Consider the following 16,860-nt stretch of genomic DNA (forward strand, 5'->3'; position numbering starts at 1 on the left):
CAATTAGGTTGGAGGGTGGCGGGGCCGCTAACGAGATGAAGAAGGCTGATGTCCGAATGAACGCAGAAGGCCGCAGCAGGCTCGACCAGATGCCTGAGTGGACCGCGTTGAGCAAGCACCGCGAGCAGATGGGGGAGGTGCATCTGCGCGAGCTGTTCGCCAAGGACCCCGGCCGCGCCGGGCGCTTCACCCTCCAGGTCGGCGATCTGCACCTGGACTACTCCAAGCACCTGGTCACCGACGAGACCCTGCGGCTGCTCCGCGAACTCGCCGCCGCGACCGACGTGGCCGGGCTGCGGGACGCGATGTTCCGCGGCGAGAAGATCAACATCACCGAGCACCGCTCGGTGCTGCACACCGCGCTGCGCGCACCGGGCTCGGCGGTCATCGCCACCGACGGGGAGAACGTCGTCCCCGCCGTGCAGCACGTCCTGACGAGGATGGGCACCTTCGCCGACCGGGTCCGCTCGGGCGCCTGGAAGGGCCACACCGGCCGGCGGATCAAGACGGTCGTCAACATCGGTATCGGCGGCTCGGACCTGGGCCCGGCGATGGCGTACGAGGCGCTGCGCGCCTACACCCACCGGGACATGCAGTTCCGCTTCGTCTCCAACGTGGACGGCGCCGACCTGCACGAGGCGGTCCGCGATCTGGACCCGGCCGAGACGCTGTTCATCGTCGCCTCGAAGACCTTCACCACCATCGAGACGATCACCAACGCCACCTCCGCCCGCGACTGGCTGCTGAGCGGCCTCGGGGCCGGCCAGGAGGCCGTCACCAAGCACTTCGTGGCGCTGTCGACCAACTCCGAGAAGGTCTCCGAGTTCGGCATCGACACGGACAACATGTTCGAGTTCTGGGACTGGGTCGGCGGCCGCTACTCCTACGACTCCGCCATCGGTCTGTCGCTGATGATCGCGATCGGTCCGGAGCGGTTCCGCGAGATGCTGGCCGGCTTCCACCTGGTCGACGAGCACTTCCGGACCGCCCCGCCGGAGGAGAACGCCCCGCTGCTGCTGGGCCTGCTGGGCATCTGGTACGGCAACTTCTGGGACGCCCAGTCGCACGCCGTGCTGCCCTACAGCCACTACCTCTCCAAGTTCACCGCCTACCTCCAGCAGCTGGACATGGAGTCCAACGGCAAGTCCGTGGACCGCGCGGGCCGCCCGGTCGGCTGGCAGACCGGCCCGGTCGTCTGGGGCACCCCCGGCACCAACGGCCAGCACGCCTACTACCAGTTGCTCCACCAGGGCACCAAGATGATCCCGGCCGATCTGCTGGGCTTCGCCCGGCCGGTCGAGGACCTCCAGCCGCATCTGGTCGCCCAGCACGACCTGCTGATGGCCAATCTCTTCGCGCAGGGCCAGGCGCTGGCGTTCGGCAAGACGGCGGACGAGGTGCGCGCCGAGGGCGTGGCCGAGGAACTGGTGCCGCACCGCACCTTCCAGGGCAACCACCCCACCACCACGATCCTGGCGTCGGAGCTCAGCCCGTCCGTGCTGGGCCAGTTGATCGCGCTCTACGAGCACAAGGTGTTCGTCCAGGGCGCGGTGTGGAACATCAACTCCTTCGACCAGTGGGGCGTCGAGCTGGGCAAGGTGCTCGCCAAGCGCGTCGAGCCGGCGCTGACCCAGGGCGCGGACGTGCCGGGCCTGGACGCCTCCACGGCCGGGCTGGTCGCCAAGTACCGCGAGCTGCACGGACGTTGAGACAGGACGCCGACGGCCCCACCCCCCGCGCAGGGGTGGGGCCGTCGGCGTGTGCGCGGCGCGCCGGTGGGTCCGGCGCGCCGTCCGGCTCAGGAGGACGCCGGGGGGTAGAGGTCGCGCGGCAACTGGGTTGCGGCGGCCTCGTCCAGCAGCCACAGCGTCCGGCTGCGACCGCGGGCGCCGGCCGCCGGGGCCTGCACCTCGCCGGCGCCGGAGAGCGCGATGGCCGCGGCGTTGGCCTTGTCCTCGCCGGCCGCGAGCAGCCAGACCTCCCGTGCCGCGCGGATCGCGGGCAGGGTCAGCGAGATCCGGGTGGGCGGCGGCTTGGGGGCACCGTGCACCCCGACCACCGTCCGCTCCTGCTCGTAGACGGCGGGGAGCTCGGGGAAGAGCGAGGCGACATGGGTGTCCGGGCCGACGCCCAGCAGCAGGACGTCGAAGGACGGCACCGCGCCGCCCGCGGCGGTGGCCGCTGATTGATAGTGTTCCGGGCCCGCGACGGCGGTGAGTTCGGCCGCGTACGCCTCGGCGGCGGCGTCCGCGTCATGGCCGAACGGGCCGTCCGAGGGCGCCATCGGGTGCACCCGGTCCGGGTCCAGCGGGACGCTGTCCAGCAGCACCTCGCGGGCCTGGGTGTAGTTGCGCTCCGGGTCGCCGTCGGGCAGGAACCTTTCGTCGCCCCACCACAGGTCCAGCCGGGACCAGTCGATCGCGTCCCGGGCGGGCGCCTCGGCCAGGGCCGCGAGCAGCCCGTTGCCGTTGCGCCCGCCGGTCAGCACGACGGAGGCGGAGCCGCGGGCCGACTGGGCATCGACGATCTTGGTGATCAGCCGGGCCGCGGCGGCCTTCGCCATCAGCTCCTTGTCGCGGTGGACGACGACCTGGGGTGTGCTCACTTGGCGGCTGCCTTCTTGGCCGGGGCCTTCTTCGCCACCGGCTTGGCGGGCGCGTCCCCGGCCTCCGCCGCGGGCTGCCCGTCGGCGGCGGGCGTCCCGGCGCCCGGCAGCTGGAGCCGGTCCACGCCGTACTTCAGCGCGGCGGCGTAGATGTCGTCCGGGTCGAGCCGGCGCAGCTCCTCGGCGAGCAGCTCGGAGGTCTCCCGGCGCTTGAGCGCCACCGCCCGGTCCGGTTGGCCGGGCATGGCGAGCGTGGCCAACGAGGCGTCCGGGCGGCCCAGGACGATCGTTCCGGCGGTGGTCTCCAGGCGCACCTCGGTGAGCCCGGGGCCGGGCGAGACGGTGCGGGTCACCGGCACGTCCAACCGGCCGGCGAGCCACATGCCGAGCAGCTCGCAGCTGGGGTTGAACTCCTCGCCCTCGACCACGGCCGAGGTCACCTTGCACGGCGACTGGTCGAGCGCCGCCGCCAGCATCGAGCGCCAGGGGGTGATCCGGGTCCAGGACAGGTCGGTGTCGCCGGGGGTGTAGGTGTCGGCGCGGCCGGTCAGCTCCGCGATGGGCTGCTCGGCGGCGTAGGCGTCGGTGACGCGGCGCTGGGCCAGCGCGCCGAGCGGGTCCTTGGCCGGGTTCAGCGGGGCGTTGACCGCCCACCAGACCACGACCGGGGCGTCCGGCAGCAGCAGCGGCAGCACCACGGACTGGGCGTGGTCGATCGCCTCGCCGTACAGCCGCAGCAGCACCGTCTCGCCGGTGCCGGCGTCCGTGCCCACCCGCACCTCGGCGTCGAGCCGGGCCTTGGCGCGGTTGCGCGGCGTCCGGCTGACCCGCTTGATGACGACGAGGGTGCGCGAGGGGTGCTCGCGGGACGCGTCGTTGGCCGCCCTGAGGGCGTCGTAGGCGTTCTCCTCGTCGGTGACGATGACGAGGGTGAGCACCATGCCGATGGCCGGGGTGCCGATGGCGCGGCGGCCCTGGACCAGTGCCTTGTTGATCGCGCTGGCCGTGGTTTCCGTCAGATCGATCTTCATGGCCGACGCCAGCTCCGTCCGTCTCGTGCGAGCATTTCGTCCGCCTCGATGGGGCCCCAGGTGCCCGCCGGGTACTGCGCGGGCTTGCCGTGCCTGTCCCAGAACTCCTCGATCGGGTCGAGGATCTTCCAGGACAGCTCGACCTCCTCCAGCCGCGGGAAGAGGTTGGCGTCGCCGAGCAGCACATCGAGGATCAGCCGCTCGTACGCCTCGGGGCTGGACTCCGTGAAGGACTCGCCGTACGCGAAGTCCATCGACACGTCGCGCACCTCCATGGAGGTGCCGGGGACCTTGGAACCGAACCGCACGGTCACGCCCTCGTCCGGCTGGACGCGGATGACCAGGGCGTTCTGCCCCAGCTCCTCGGTGGCGGTGTGGTCGAAGGGGGAGTGCGGAGCGCGCTGGAAGACCACCGCGATCTCGGTCACCCGACGGCCCAGGCGCTTGCCGGTCCGCAGGTAGAACGGGACGCCCGCCCAGCGGCGGTTGTCGATCCCCAGCTTGATCGCGGCGTAGGTGTCGGTCTTCGACTTGGCGTCGATGCCGTCTTCCTGGAGGTAGCCGACGACCTTCTCGCCACCCTGCCAGCCCTCGGCGTACTGCGCCCGGACGGTCTCCTTGCCCAGGTCCTTGGGCAGCCGGACCGCGCCCAGCACCTTGGTCTTCTCCGCCACCAGCGCGTCCGCCTCGAAGGAGGCGGGCTCCTCCATGGCGGTCAGCGCGAGCAGCTGGAGGAGGTGGTTCTGGATGACGTCGCGGGCCGCGCCGATGCCGTCGTAGTAGCCGGCCCGGCCGCCGATGCCGATGTCCTCGGCCATCGTGATCTGCACGTGGTCGACGTAGGAGCGGTTCCACAGCGGCTCGAACATGGTGTTGGCGAACCGCAGCGCCAGGATGTTCTGGACCGTCTCCTTGCCCAGGTAGTGGTCGATCCGGAAGACCTCGTTGGGCGGGAAGACCTCGTGGACGATCTGGTTGAGCTCCTGGGCGCTCTTCAGGTCGTGGCCGAACGGCTTCTCGATGACCGCGCGGCGCCAGGAGCCTTCCTTCTGCTCGGCCAGCCCGTGCTTCTTGAGCTGCTGGACGACCTTGGGGAAGAACTTCGGCGGCACCGAGAGGTAGAAGGCGTAGTTGCCGCCGGTGCCCTGGGCCTTGTCGAGCTCGTTGATGGTGTCCTTGAGGGTCTCGAACGCCTCGTCGTCGTCGAAGTTGCCCTGGACGAAGCGGCAGCCCTGGACCAGCTGCTGCCAGACCTCCTCGCGGAACGGGGTGCGCGAGTGCTGCTTGACAGCCTCGTACACCACCTGCGCGAAGTCCTCGTCCTCCCACTCGCGACGGGCGAAGCCGATCAGCGAGAAGCCCGGCGGCAGCAGACCCCGGTTCGCGAGGTCGTAGACCGCGGGCATCAGCTTTTTGCGTGACAAATCACCCGTGACGCCGAAGATGACCAGGCCCGACGGCCCCGCGATGCGCGGGAGCCGTCGGTCCGCGGCGTCACGGAGCGGGTTCGCTCCATGAACAGCGGTCAAGGGGATCAGCCCTCCGAGGGAGCGAGGCGCGCCAGCTCCGCCTCGGTCGACTTGAGCAGGTCGTTCCAGGACGCCTCGAACTTCTCCACGCCCTCGTCCTCCAGGAGCTGCACGACGTCGTCGTACGAGATCCCGAGCGCGCCGAGCGCGTCGAGGTCGGCCTGGGCGGCGGCGTAGGTGCCGCGCACCGTGTCGCCCGTGATCTGACCGCGGGCGGCGGTGGCCTCCAGGGTGGCCTCCGGCATGGTGTTGACCGTGCCCGGGGCGACCAGTTCGTCCACGTACAGGGTGTCCTTGTACGCGGGGTCCTTCACGCCGGTCGAGGCCCACAGCGGACGCTGCTTGTGGGCGCCCGCCTTGTCGAGGGCGGCCCAGCGCGCGGAGGAGAAGACCTCCTCGAACGCCTGGTAGGCCAGGCGGGCGTTGGCGAGGGCGGCCTTGCCCTTGAGGGCCTTGGCCTCGTCGGTGCCGATCTTCTCCAGGCGCTTGTCGATCTCGGAGTCCACGCGGGACACGAAGAACGACGCCACCGAACGGATCTTGGACAGGTCCAGGCCCGCGGCCTTGGCCTTCTCCAGACCGGCGAGGTAGGCGTCCATCACCTCGCGGTAGCGCTCCAGCGAGAAGATCAGCGTGACGTTGACGCTGATGCCCAGGCCGATCACCTCGGTGATCGCCGGCAGACCCGCCTTGGTGGCCGGGATCTTGATCAGCGTGTTCGGGCGGTCCACCAGCCACGCGAGCTGCTTGGCCTCGGCGATGGTCGCCACGGTGTGGTGCGCCAGCCGCGGGTCGACCTCGATGGAGACCCGGCCGTCCTGGCCACCGGTGGCGTCGAAGACCGGGCGCAGCACGTCGGCGGCGTCCCGGACATCGGCCGTGGTGATCATGCGGATCGCCTCGTCCACGGTGACCTTGCGGGCCGCCAGGTCGGCCAGCTGCTGGCTGTAGCCGTCGCCCGAGGAGATCGCCTTCTGGAAGATCGAGGGGTTGGTGGTGACGCCGACGACGTGCTGCTGGTCGATCAGCTCGGCCAGGTTGCCGGACGTGATGCGCTTGCGCGACAGGTCGTCCAGCCAGATCGCCACGCCTTCGTCGGAGAGGCGCTTGAGTGCGTCTGTCATGGGTTTAAGCATCTCCTACTTGTCGTATACGGGCGTCAGCGCGCGGCGTCGGCCAGCGATTCGCGGGCGGCGGCGGCCACCGCTTCGGGGGTGAAGCCGAACTCGCGGTACAGCAGCTTGCCGTCGGCCGAGGCGCCGAAGTGTTCCAGCGAGACGATCCGGCCGGCGTCGCCGACGTAGCGGTGCCAGGTCAGCCCGATGCCCGCCTCCACGGCGACCCGGGCCTTCACGGACGGCGGCAGCACGCTGTCCTTGTACGCCTGGTCCTGCTCCTCGAACCACTCCACCGACGGCATCGACACCACGCGGGTCGGCACGCCCTCGGCCTGGAGCCGCTCGCGGGCCTCGACGGCCAGCTGCAGCTCGGAACCGGTGGCGATCAGCACGACCTGCGGCTCGCCGCCCTCGGCCTCGAAGCGGACGTAACCACCCTTGGCGGTGTTCTCGTCGGCCTCGTACGTCGGCACGCCCTGACGGGTCAGCGCCAGACCGTGCGGGGCGCCCACGCCGAACTCCTTCGTCCAGCGGCGCATGATCTCGCGCCAGGCGAGGGCGGTCTCGTTGGCGTCGGCCGGGCGCACGATGTTCAGGCCCGGGATGGCGCGCAGCGTGGCCAGGTGCTCGACCGGCTGGTGGGTCGGACCGTCCTCGCCCAGGCCGATGGAGTCGTGCGTCCACACGTACGTCACCGGCAGGTGCATCAGCGCGGACAGCCGGACGGCGTTGCGCATGTAGTCGGAGAACACCAGGAAGGTGCCGCCGTAGATGCGGGTGTTGCCGTGCAGCGCGATGCCGTTCATCTCCGCGGCCATGGAGTGCTCGCGGATGCCGAAGTGGAGGGTGCGGCCGTACGGGTCGGCGCCCGGCAGCGGGTTGCCCTTCGGCAGGAACGACGAGGTCTTGTCGATCGTCGTGTTGTTCGACCCGGCGAGGTCGGCGGAGCCGCCCCACAGCTCGGGGATGACCGCGCCCAGTGCCTGCAGCACCTTGCCGGACGCGGCACGGGTGGCGACGGACTTGCCGGTCTCGAACGACGGGACGTGGTCCGCCCAGCCCGCGGGCAGCTCGCCCGCGGCGATCCGGTCGAACTCGGCGGCGCGCTCGGGGTTGGCGGTGCGCCAGGCGGCGAACGACTTCTCCCACTCGGCGCGGGCCTCGCGGCCGCGGTCCAGGGCGCCACGGGTGTGCGCCAGCACCTCGTCGGCCACCTCGAACGTCTGCTCCGGGTCGAAGCCCATGACGCGCTTGGTGGCGGCGATCTCCTCCTCGCCCAGCGCCGAGCCGTGCGCGGCCTCGGTGTTCTGGGCGTTCGGGGCCGGCCAGGCGATGATCGAGCGGGCCGCGATGAACGACGGGCGCTCGGTCTCGGCCTTGGCGGCCTCCAGGGCCGCGGCCAGACCGGCCGGGTCCAGGTCGCCGTTGGGCAGCTGCGCGACGCGCTGGACGTGCCAGCCGTACGCCTCGTAGCGCGCGCAGGTGTCCTCGGAGACGGCGGTCTCGGTGTCGCCCTCGATGGAGATGTGGTTGTCGTCCCACAGCATCACGAGGTTGCCGAGCTTCTGGTGGCCGGCCATGGAGGACGCCTCGGCGGCGATGCCCTCCTGGAGGCAGCCGTCACCGGCGATGACGTACACCATGTGGTCGAACGGGGAGGTGCCCGCCGCGGCCTCGGGGTCGAACAGGCCGCGCTCGTAGCGGGCCGCCATCGCCATGCCCACGGCGTTGGCGACACCCTGGCCCAGCGGGCCGGTGGTGGTCTCCACGCCGGTGGTGTGGCCGTACTCCGGGTGACCGGGGGTCTTCGAGCCCCAGGTGCGGAAGCTCTTCAAGTCGTCCAGCTCCAGGCCGAAACCGGCGAGGTAGAGCTGGATGTAGAGGGTCAGGCTGGAGTGGCCCGCGGAGAGGACGAACCGGTCCCGGCCGGTCCAGTCCGCATCGGCGGGGTCGTGCCGCATCAGCTTCTGGAACAGAACGTAGGCGGCGGGCGCCAGGCTCATGGCCGTACCCGGATGGCCGTTACCGACCTTCTGCACGGAATCCATGGCCAGGACTCGGACGGTATCCACAGCCCGCTGGTCCAGTTCGGTCCACTCGAAATCTGTGGTGGTCGGCTTGGTGCTCACCCTGAGTCAGGGCTCCTCTCCACATGTCGAACGCGGACGGCATGTCCGCCCAGGCGGTGTCGAGCCTACCCCCGCGAATGCGCCCGCCTTTTCGACGCTCAGTCGGCGATTTCGGCGCTCAGTCGGTGCTCAGTCGGCGGTCCTGGCGCTCACTCGGTGGGCGGTGTCGCCGTCGCGGGATCATCTATCGCTTAGGGCAACTAAAGCGGCGCTCGGGGCATTCCTGGCGTCGGTTCGCGCCCTACGCACCAGACTGCCGGGCCCCGGGCGCCTCCGCCTCCCGAACGCCGGGTGAACGGGCCGGGAAAGCTCCGGACAATCCGCCGCCGGGCCCGCCTGGAATGTCGCCGCCGCCGGCCCGCGGCCGGGCGCCCAACACGACCCCACCCCCGCGAGAGTCGCCGTATGGCCAACGTCTAAAGTGGCGTGGTAAGCGCAAGCCTTTACCGGGTGTTCACCGCCGGCGGAGCTTGCTGGCCTTATCTCCGCGGCTCAGGCCGCAGACGTTACTTCCAGGGGTGTGCGTGACGGCCGTCGAAACCCGTCCTGCGGGGGGGCTCTCTCAGGTCCCCGGGAGTCCCGGTAACCGGCCGTTCGGGGCCCGCGTCAAGGCGTTCATCGCGCTGACCAAGCCGCGGGTCATCGAACTGTTGTTGATGACGACGGTGCCGGTGATGTTCCTGGCGGCCGGCGGAGTGCCGGACCTGTGGCTGGTGCTGGCCACCTGCATCGGCGGCTACCTGTCCGCCGGCGGTGCCGCGGCGTACAACATGTACCTCGACCGCGACATCGACGCGATGATGGACCGCACCTCCCAGCGCCCGCTGGTGACCGGCATGGTCTCGCCGCGCGAGTGCCTGGTCTTCGCCACCGTCCTCGCGGTCGGTTCCACGGCGTGGTTCTGGTACCTCGTCAACCCGCTGTCGGCGATGCTCTCCCTCGGGGCGCTGCTCTTCTACGTCGTCGTCTACACGATGATCCTCAAGCGGCGGACGACGCAGAACATCGTCTGGGGCGGCATCGCGGGCTGCATGCCCGTCTTCATCGGCTGGTCCTCGGTGACCAACACCGTCTCCTGGGCCTCCTTCATCCTCTTCCTCGTCATCTTCTTCTGGACGCCGCCGCATTACTGGCCGCTGTCGATGAAGGTCACGGAGGACTACAAGCGGGTCGGCGTGCCGATGCTGCCGGCGGTGGCGGGCAACAAGGTCGTCGCCCGACAGATCGTCCTCTACAGCTGGGTGATGGTCGGGGTCTCGCTGCTGCTCCAGCCGCTGGGCTACACCGGCTGGTTCTACACCGGGGTCGCGGTCGCCTGCGGCGCGTTCTGGCTGTGGGAGGCGCACGCCCTCCAGGTCCGCGCCAAGGCCGGCCTCACCGGGGCCAAGCTCAAGGAGATGCGGCTGTTCCACTGGTCCATCACCTATGTGTCGCTGCTGTTCGTCGCCGTCGCGGTGGACCCCTTCCTCCGCTAGGAGCTGCCGTCGCCTCCCGTCCCCCTTCGGTGTCGGCGGGAGGTGTGGCGGATCACCCCCACAAAGGCGGTACCGGTGGGTAACATGCTGACCATGGCAGACACCCAGCAGGCTGACGAGCAGGCGGCGGGCGGCGCGGCCGCCGCGACGCCGGCGGAGAAGCGGGCCGACAAGCAGGCGGCCCGGCTCGCCCGGCAGATGCGTTCCTTCGCGAGCAGCCACGGCGGCAGCGCCGAGGGCCAGCTCGCCCACATCGGCCGCGGCCGCACCCGGATCGCCCTGGTCGGCGCCAACGGCGAGTGGGGCAATCTGGTCGCGGACAGCTACCTCGCCGCCAAGAAGGCCGCCGAGCAGGCCGGCATCGCCCTCCAGGACGACTTCGACGGCGAGTTGGCCGCCAAGGTCCGCACCGGCCGCTACGAGTGGTCGCGGATGGCCGGCCTCCAGCTGGGCGGCCCGGCCAACGCCTGAGCCCCACGCGCCCGCCCCGGTGCCGTGCGCCGGGGCGCATCGCCCGCTACCTCACCACCCGCTCGCCCGTTAAGCTCACCAGGCGCGGTGGACCGGCCACGCCCGGCGGGCCGACGGCGAGGAGGGGCGGATGGACACACTCCCCCCGCTCATCGACCAGCACAGTCACGGCGCCGTCCACGGTGAACTGGGCCTCGGTTCCTTCGAGGCCCAACTGGGCGCCGCGGCCGGGGCCCGGGGCCCGGCCCCCGCGGGCACCAGCCACTTCGACACCCGCACCGGTCTCGCGATACGCCGCTGGTGCCCGCCCCTGCTCGGCCTGGAGCCGCACTGCGCGCCGGTGCGCTATCTGGCCCGGCGGCGCGAGGTGGGCGCCTTCCGCGCGGGCCGGATGTTGCTCCGCGGCGCCGGCATCGAGACGTTCCTGGTGGAATCCGGTGCCCCCGGCGGTCTGACGTCCGCCGCCGAACTCGCCGACGCCGCCGATGCCCGCGCCCACGAGGTCGTCCGGCTCGAACCGCTCGCCGAACAGGTCGCCGACACCTCCGGCAGCGTCGACGCCTTCCTCGGCTACACCGCCGAGGCCCTCTACTCCGCCGCCCAGCACGCGACCGCCTTCGCCTGCGGGGGCACGTACTGCGAGGGGCGGGCGCCCGATGGGGGCGCGGTGCGGCGCGCCGCGGACCGCTGGCTGCGCGATCGTCGCCCGGGGGAGCCGCTGGCGGAGCCCGCGCTTCTCCGGCACCTGTTGTGGAGCGCGGTGGCGACCGGGCTCCCGGTGCAGCTGCACTGCGCAGATCCGCAGCCGTTGGCGGACTTCCTGCGGGCCACCGCCGGGCTCGGCTCCGGCTCCGATCTCGTTCTGCTGCCCCAGGCCCCGCACCACCGGCGGGCCGCGCAACTGGCCGCCGTGCACGCCCACGTCTACACGGACGTCGGCCCGTGTCCCGAGGAGACGCTGGGCCAGGCGCCGTTCGGCAAGCTGCTGTTCTCCTCGGGGGCGCGCGGGCTGCCCGAGCTCTACGTCACCGCGGCCCGCCTCTTCCGGCGGGCCGTGGATCGCGTCGTGGGGGAGTGGACCGCCGAGGGGCTGTGCGCCCCGGCGGACGGGCGGCGGATCGCCGAGATGGTCGGCTCCGGCACCGCCCGCCGGGTCTACGGACTGTCCTCTGCGACCTAGGTCGTGCCCTAAGCGGCGGTCGTGGCGGCCGGTCGGGCCTCTGCGGCCTCGTCGTCGACGGGTGCGTCCGGCGCGGCGGGCACCGGGCCGCGGTCGCGCAGGGTGAGGAAGACCCGCAACACCGCGATCCAGACCAGCGTCGAGCCGAACATGTGCAGTCCGACGACCAGCGTCGGCAGGCTCAGGAAGTACTGGACGTAGCCGACGACGCCCTGGAAGGCGAGGGCGGCGAACAGGGCCAGGGCGGCGCGGCGCGGGGCCGGCGGCGCCTTGACCGCGCGCAGGGTGAAGAAGAGGGCGACGGTCAGCCCGACGACGATGTACACGAAGTCGACGTGGAGCTGGGTCACCTCCTGCCAGTCCAGCGGGATCCGGTGGACCTTGTGGGCGTCGCCCGCGTGCGGACCGGTGCCGGTGACGACGGTGCCGATCACCGTCAGCGCGGCCACCGCGACCACCAGCACCCAGGAGAGCTGCCGGACCGCGGGGGAGACCAGGTCGCGCGGCTCCCCGTCGCCCTCCTTGGCGCGCTGCCAGGACAGCACGCAGACCGTCAACAGGGCGCTGGTGAGCAGGAAGTGCGCGGCGACGAGGTACGGGTTCAGGCCGGTGAGCACGACGATGCCGCCCCAGACCGCGTTGCCCATCACGATCCAGAACTGCGCCCAGCCGAGCCGGGTGAGCGAGTGGCGGCGCGGTGCGCGGGCCCGTGCCGCCACGATGAACAGCCCGATGAAGGCGCACAGGACGTAGGTCAGCAGGCGGTTGCCGAACTCGATGAGGCCGTGGATGCCCATCTCGGCGGTCGGGGTGAGGCTGTCCGGCGTGCACTGGGGCCACGTCGAGCAGCCCAGCCCGGACTCGGTCAGCCGGACCGCACCACCGGTCACGACGATGACCACGGCCATCACGACGGTGGCGAGCGCCGCCCGCTCGACGAAGCGCGCGGAGGGCTGCCAGCGGCGGGCGATCAGCTCAAAGGGATTCAGCGTGTTCGGCACGGGAGTCATCGTAGGCGGCGGCTTGTGCGCGTTTTCACGAGGGTCGGGTCTGCGGCGTTCGGGCCGGTCCGGCGGGCGGCGGGGTCACTCCCAGCGGAAGAACTTCGCCGCCGCGCCCAGCCCCAGGACGGCCCAGGCCGCCAGGATCCCGAGGTCCGCCCAGGGCACCCCGGCCCCGTGCTGGAGCACCTCCCGCAGGCCGTCCGAGAGCGCGGAGATCGGCAGGAACTGGAGCACCTGCTGGGCCGCGGCCGGGAACTTCGCCAGCGGGACGATCACCCCGCCGCCGACGAGCAGCAGCAGGAAGACCAGGTTGGCGGCGGCCAGGGTGGCCTCGGCCTTGAGGGTGCCGGCCATCAGCAGGCCCAGGCCGGAGAACGCGGCGGTGCCCAACAGGAGCAGCAGGACCACGGAGGCCACGCCGGAGAGGGACGCGGCGCCCTGCGGGGACCAGCCCAGCGCCAGGGCGACCACGGTCAGCAGGACGACCTGGAGGACCTCGGTGACCAGCACCGCGCAGGTCTTCGCGGTCATCAGCCCCCAGCGCGGCAGCGGCGAGGCGGCCAGCCGCTTGAGGACGCCGTAGCGCCGCTCGAATCCGGTGGCGATGGCCTGGCCGGTGAACGCCGTGGACATCACGGCCAGCCCCAGCACGCCCGGCGTGAGGAAGTCCACCGACCTGCCGGCGCCGGTGTCGATGATGCGGACGGCGGAGAACAGCACCAGCAGCAGCGTCGGGATGATGACGGTCAGCAGCAGCTGCTCGCCGTTGCGCAGCAGCATCCTGGTCTCCAGGGCGGCCTGCGCGCGGATCATCCTGGGCAGCGGGGCCGCGCCGGGCCGGGGGGCGAACGTACCGCTCGCGGTGGTCATGCGCGCAGCTCCTTACCGGTGAGCTCGAGAAAGACGTCCTCCAGGGTGTGGCGCTCGACGGCTATCGCGTCGGGCAGCACGCCGTTCTGCGCGCACCAGGAGGTCACGGTGGCCAGCAGCTGCGGGTCGATCCGGCCCTGGACGCGGTAGATGCCGGCGGTCAGCTCGGCGGCGGCGCTGTCGGCCGGCAGTGCCTTGAGGAGCGAGGCGACGTCCAGACCGGGCCGGCCGGTGAAGCGCAGGCTGTTCTCGGCGCCGCCCTTGCACAGCTCCTCCGGGCTGCCCTGGGTGACGACCTTGCCGCCGTCGATGATCGCGACGTCGTCGGCGAGCTGCTCGGCCTCGTCCATGAAGTGGGTGGTCAGCACCACGCTGACGCCGTCGGCGCGCAGCTCCCGGACGAGGTCCCAGGTGGCGCGGCGGGCCTGCGGGTCGAGGCCGGCGGTCGGCTCGTCCAGGAACACCAGCTCGGGGCGGCCGACCACGGCCATCGCCAGGGCGAGCCGCTGCTGCTGGCCGCCGGACAGCCGCCGGTAGGGCGTCCGTCCGCAGCTGCCCAGGCCCAGCCGTTCCATCAGCGCGACCACGTCGAGGGGGTGGGCGTGGAGGGTGGCGGTGTGCCGCAGCATCTCCTCGGCCCGGGCTCCGGCGTAGACCCCGCCCGACTGGAGCATCACGCCGATCCGGGGGCGCAGCGCCGCGGCGTCGGCGACCGGGTCCAGTCCCAGGACGCGGACCCGACCGGCGTCCGGGCGCCGATAGCCTTCGCAGGTCTCGACGGTGGTGGTCTTCCCGGCGCCGTTGGGGCCGAGGACGGCGGTCACGGTGCCGCGTGCGACGGTGAGGTCGAGCCCGTCCACGGCGGTCTTGGACCCGTACCGCTTGACCAGGCCGACGACCTCGACGGCAGGCTCGCGGCCGGGCGAGCGGGGGGCGTCCCCTGGGGAGGTGCTGGGCATGCCGGGCAGTCTACGGAGCGGGCGGGGGCGCCGGGAGCGGGGGCCGGAAGCTGTCCGGGAGCCGTTCCGTGCGGGTCCGCCGGCGGGCCTCCTGGGTGGCCGGCGGCGGTTCCGGAGCGTGACCGGGAGCCCCGAAATTAGGTAACCCTTAGTGACGGAGGCCACCGGTCCGTGATCCCGTACGGGGTTGAATCGATTTGGCGAATTACGCAACAATGGTGTTGTGAAAAACGTGAGCGAGGATCGGAAGAGGCCCGCGGCCCGGCAGACCGCCGGCCCGGTTCCGACCGCCCCTGCGCACGACGACCAGCACGGCACCCGCAACCGCGTCGCCCGCTCCATCCTCGACCACGGCCCGTCCACCGCGGCCGAGCTGGCGCTCCGCCTGGAGCTGACCCAGGCCGCCGTCCGCCGGCACCTGGACGCGCTGGTCGCCGAGGGCGTCGTGGAGCCCCGCGAGAAGCGGGTCTACGGCGGCCGCGGCCGCGGCCGTCCGGCCAAGGCGTTCGCCCTCACCGACTGCGGACGGGGCACCTTCTACCAGGCGTACGACGGGCTCGCCGCCGACGCGCTGCGCTGGATCGCGCAGAGCGCGGGCGGCGGCGCCGAGGGCGAGGCGGCGGTCGCCGCGTTCGCCCGCGCCCGGCTCGCCGCGCAGGCCGAGGGGTACCGCGAGGCGGTCGAGGGCGCCGAGCCCGAGGCCCGCACCCAGGCCCTTGCGAAGGCGTTGACCGCGGACGGGTACGCTGCTACGGCGCGCAGTGCGCCCAATCCCCAGCTCGGTGAGCAGCTCTGCCAGCACCACTGCCCGGTCGTCCACGTCGCCGAGCAGTACCCGCAGCTGTGCGAGGCGGAGACCGAGGTCTTCTCCCGATTGCTCGGGACCCATGTACAGCGCCTTGCCACCATCGCCCACGGCGACGGGGTGTGCACGACCTTCATCCCGAAGGCCGGTGCCGGCAAAGCAGCTCACCGCACCGGTGAGCGCCCCACACAGACCACCACAGCATCCGCTAGCACGGCCGGGAGGAACCCCGCATGACGCTCCCCACGGAGACTGCTCACCCTGAGCTCGAGGGTCTGGGCAACTACGAATACGGCTGGGCCGACTCCGACGTCGCCGGTGCCGCCGCCAAGCGCGGCCTCTCCGAGGCGGTCGTCCGCGACATCTCGGCGAAGAAGAGCGAGCCGGAATGGATGCTCAAGCTGCGTCTCAAGGGCCTGAAGCTGTTCGACAAGAAGCCCATGCCGACCTGGGGCTCGGACCTGTCGGGCATCGACTTCGACAACATCAAGTACTTCGTCCGCTCCACCGAGCAGCAGGCCGCCTCCTGGGAGGAGCTGCCCGAGGACATCAAGAACACCTACGACAAGCTGGGCATCCCGGAGGCGGAGAAGCAGCGCCTGGTCGCCGGTGTCGCCGCGCAGTACGAGTCCGAGGTGGTCTACCACCAGATCCGCGAGGACCTGGAGAAGCAGGGCGTCATCTTCCTGGACACCGACACGGCGCTCAAGGAGCACCCGGAGCTGTTCCAGGAGTACTTCGGCACGGTCATCCCGGTCGGTGACAACAAGTTCGCGTCGCTGAACACCGCGGTGTGGTCCGGCGGCTCGTTCATCTACGTCCCCAAGGGCGTGCAGGTCGACATCCCGCTCCAGGCCTACTTCCGGATCAACACCGAGAACATGGGCCAGTTCGAGCGGACGCTGATCATCGTCGACGAGGACGCCTACGTCCACTACGTCGAGGGCTGCACCGCGCCGATCTACAAGTCCGACTCGCTGCACTCCGCGGTCGTCGAGATCATCGTGAAGAAGGGCGGCCGCTGCCGCTACACGACGATCCAGAACTGGTCGAACAACGTCTACAACCTGGTGACCAAGCGCGCCGTCGCCTACGAGGGCGCGACGATGGAGTGGGTGGACGGCAACCTCGGCTCCAAGGTCACCATGAAGTACCCCGCGGTCTACCTCATGGGTGAGCACGCCAAGGGCGAGACGCTCTCGATCGCCTTCGCGGGCGAGGGCCAGCACCAGGACGCCGGCTCCAAGATGGTCCACATGGCGCCGAACACCTCCTCCAACATCGTCTCCAAGTCGGTGGCGCGGGGCGGCGGCCGGACCTCCTACCGCGGCCTGGTCGAGATCGGCGAGGGCGCCGCGGGCTCCAAGTCCAACGTGCTGTGCGACGCGCTGCTGGTCGACACCATCTCCCGCTCCGACACCTACCCCTACGTCGACGTCCGCGAGGACGACGTGTCGATGGGCCACGAGGCGACCGTCTCCAAGGTGAGCGAGGACCAGCTCTTCTACCTGATGAGCCGCGGCCTGAGCGAGCAGGAGGCCATGGCGATGATCGTCCGCGGCTTCGTCGAGCCGATCGCCCGTGAGCTGCCGATGGAGTACGCGCTGGAGCTCAACCGGCTGATCGAGCTGCAGATGGAAGGCGCGGTCGGCTGACCCCGGCCCACGCAGCGAACGACTCCCGA

14 protein-coding genes are annotated in these 16,860 nt (G+C 71.4%); 6 read left to right on the forward strand and 8 right to left on the reverse strand.

What is annotated here, in order from left to right:
- Window positions 1-56 precede the first annotated feature (56 nt).
- Window positions 57-1,709, forward strand: a complete 1,653-nt coding sequence (pgi, locus tag MOV08_RS30650) for a glucose-6-phosphate isomerase (protein WP_275309638.1) — start codon at window positions 57-59, stop codon at window positions 1,707-1,709.
- Between the two features lie 89 nt (window positions 1,710-1,798).
- Here pgi and pgl read toward each other — a convergent pair whose 3' ends face one another.
- Genes pgl through tkt form a run of 5 tightly spaced genes read right to left on the reverse strand, consistent with a single transcriptional unit; the run spans window position 1,799 to window position 8,412 of the window.
- Window positions 1,799-2,605 (reverse strand): 6-phosphogluconolactonase, encoded by an 807-nt coding sequence (pgl, locus tag MOV08_RS30655; protein ID WP_039637548.1) that lies wholly within the window; start codon window positions 2,603-2,605, stop codon window positions 1,799-1,801.
- Window positions 2,602-3,636 (reverse strand): glucose-6-phosphate dehydrogenase assembly protein OpcA, encoded by a 1,035-nt coding sequence (gene opcA / locus MOV08_RS30660; RefSeq protein WP_275309639.1) that lies wholly within the window; start codon window positions 3,634-3,636, stop codon window positions 2,602-2,604. The genes pgl and opcA overlap by 4 nt, the downstream gene beginning before the upstream one ends.
- Entirely contained in the window at window positions 3,633-5,165 is a 1,533-nt protein-coding gene (gene zwf / locus MOV08_RS30665) for a glucose-6-phosphate dehydrogenase (protein WP_275309640.1), read from the reverse strand. The genes opcA and zwf overlap by 4 nt, the downstream gene beginning before the upstream one ends.
- Window positions 5,166-5,170: 5 nt before the next feature.
- Window positions 5,171-6,289 (reverse strand): transaldolase, encoded by a 1,119-nt coding sequence (gene tal, locus MOV08_RS30670; protein WP_275309641.1) that lies wholly within the window; start codon window positions 6,287-6,289, stop codon window positions 5,171-5,173.
- Between the two features lie 35 nt (window positions 6,290-6,324).
- Window positions 6,325-8,412, reverse strand: a complete 2,088-nt coding sequence (gene tkt / locus MOV08_RS30675; RefSeq protein WP_275309642.1) for a transketolase — start codon at window positions 8,410-8,412, stop codon at window positions 6,325-6,327.
- A 524-nt stretch (window positions 8,413-8,936) separates the two neighbouring features.
- Between tkt and MOV08_RS30680 the strand changes: the two genes are divergently transcribed.
- The 3 genes from MOV08_RS30680 (at window position 8,937) to MOV08_RS30690 (ending at window position 11,538) form a co-directional block, all read left to right on the forward strand.
- Window positions 8,937-9,887: a heme o synthase gene (locus tag MOV08_RS30680; RefSeq protein WP_039641890.1), complete on the forward strand. Its 951-nt coding sequence runs from the start codon at window positions 8,937-8,939 to the stop codon at window positions 9,885-9,887.
- A gap of 84 nt (window positions 9,888-9,971) precedes the next feature.
- The gene (locus MOV08_RS30685; protein ID WP_039637553.1) at window positions 9,972-10,358 is read left to right on the forward strand and encodes a type 1 periplasmic-binding domain-containing protein; all 387 of its coding nucleotides are present in this window, start codon (window positions 9,972-9,974) and stop codon (window positions 10,356-10,358) included.
- A 130-nt stretch (window positions 10,359-10,488) separates the two neighbouring features.
- Window positions 10,489-11,538, forward strand: a complete 1,050-nt coding sequence (locus tag MOV08_RS30690) for an amidohydrolase (RefSeq protein ID WP_275309643.1) — start codon at window positions 10,489-10,491, stop codon at window positions 11,536-11,538.
- Between the two features lie 8 nt (window positions 11,539-11,546).
- Here MOV08_RS30690 and MOV08_RS30695 read toward each other — a convergent pair whose 3' ends face one another.
- The 3 genes from MOV08_RS30695 to MOV08_RS30705 form a co-directional block, all read right to left on the reverse strand.
- Window positions 11,547-12,539: a COX15/CtaA family protein gene (locus tag MOV08_RS30695; protein ID WP_275309644.1), complete on the reverse strand. Its 993-nt coding sequence runs from the start codon at window positions 12,537-12,539 to the stop codon at window positions 11,547-11,549.
- 84 nt (window positions 12,540-12,623) lie between these two features.
- Window positions 12,624-13,412 (reverse strand): ABC transporter permease, encoded by a 789-nt coding sequence (locus tag MOV08_RS30700; RefSeq protein ID WP_039637556.1) that lies wholly within the window; start codon window positions 13,410-13,412, stop codon window positions 12,624-12,626.
- Window positions 13,409-14,371, reverse strand: a complete 963-nt coding sequence (locus MOV08_RS30705; protein WP_275309645.1) for an ABC transporter ATP-binding protein — start codon at window positions 14,369-14,371, stop codon at window positions 13,409-13,411. Before MOV08_RS30705 ends, MOV08_RS30700 begins: the two co-directional genes overlap by 4 nt.
- 223 nt (window positions 14,372-14,594) lie before the next feature.
- On the opposite strand from MOV08_RS30705, the gene MOV08_RS30710 reads away from it, so the two are divergent.
- Both MOV08_RS30710 and sufB read left to right on the forward strand, forming a co-directional pair.
- Window positions 14,595-15,413, forward strand: coding sequence for a helix-turn-helix transcriptional regulator (locus tag MOV08_RS30710; protein ID WP_039637558.1), 819 nt, complete (start codon window positions 14,595-14,597; stop codon window positions 15,411-15,413).
- Window positions 15,410-16,831: a Fe-S cluster assembly protein SufB gene (gene sufB, locus MOV08_RS30715; protein WP_039637559.1), complete on the forward strand. Its 1,422-nt coding sequence runs from the start codon at window positions 15,410-15,412 to the stop codon at window positions 16,829-16,831. Before MOV08_RS30710 ends, sufB begins: the two co-directional genes overlap by 4 nt.
- Window positions 16,832-16,860 lie beyond the last annotated feature (29 nt).

This window comes from Streptomyces yunnanensis (assembly GCF_029011865.1).
GTDB classification, from domain to species: Bacteria; Actinomycetota; Actinomycetes; order Streptomycetales; family Streptomycetaceae; genus Streptomyces; species Streptomyces yunnanensis.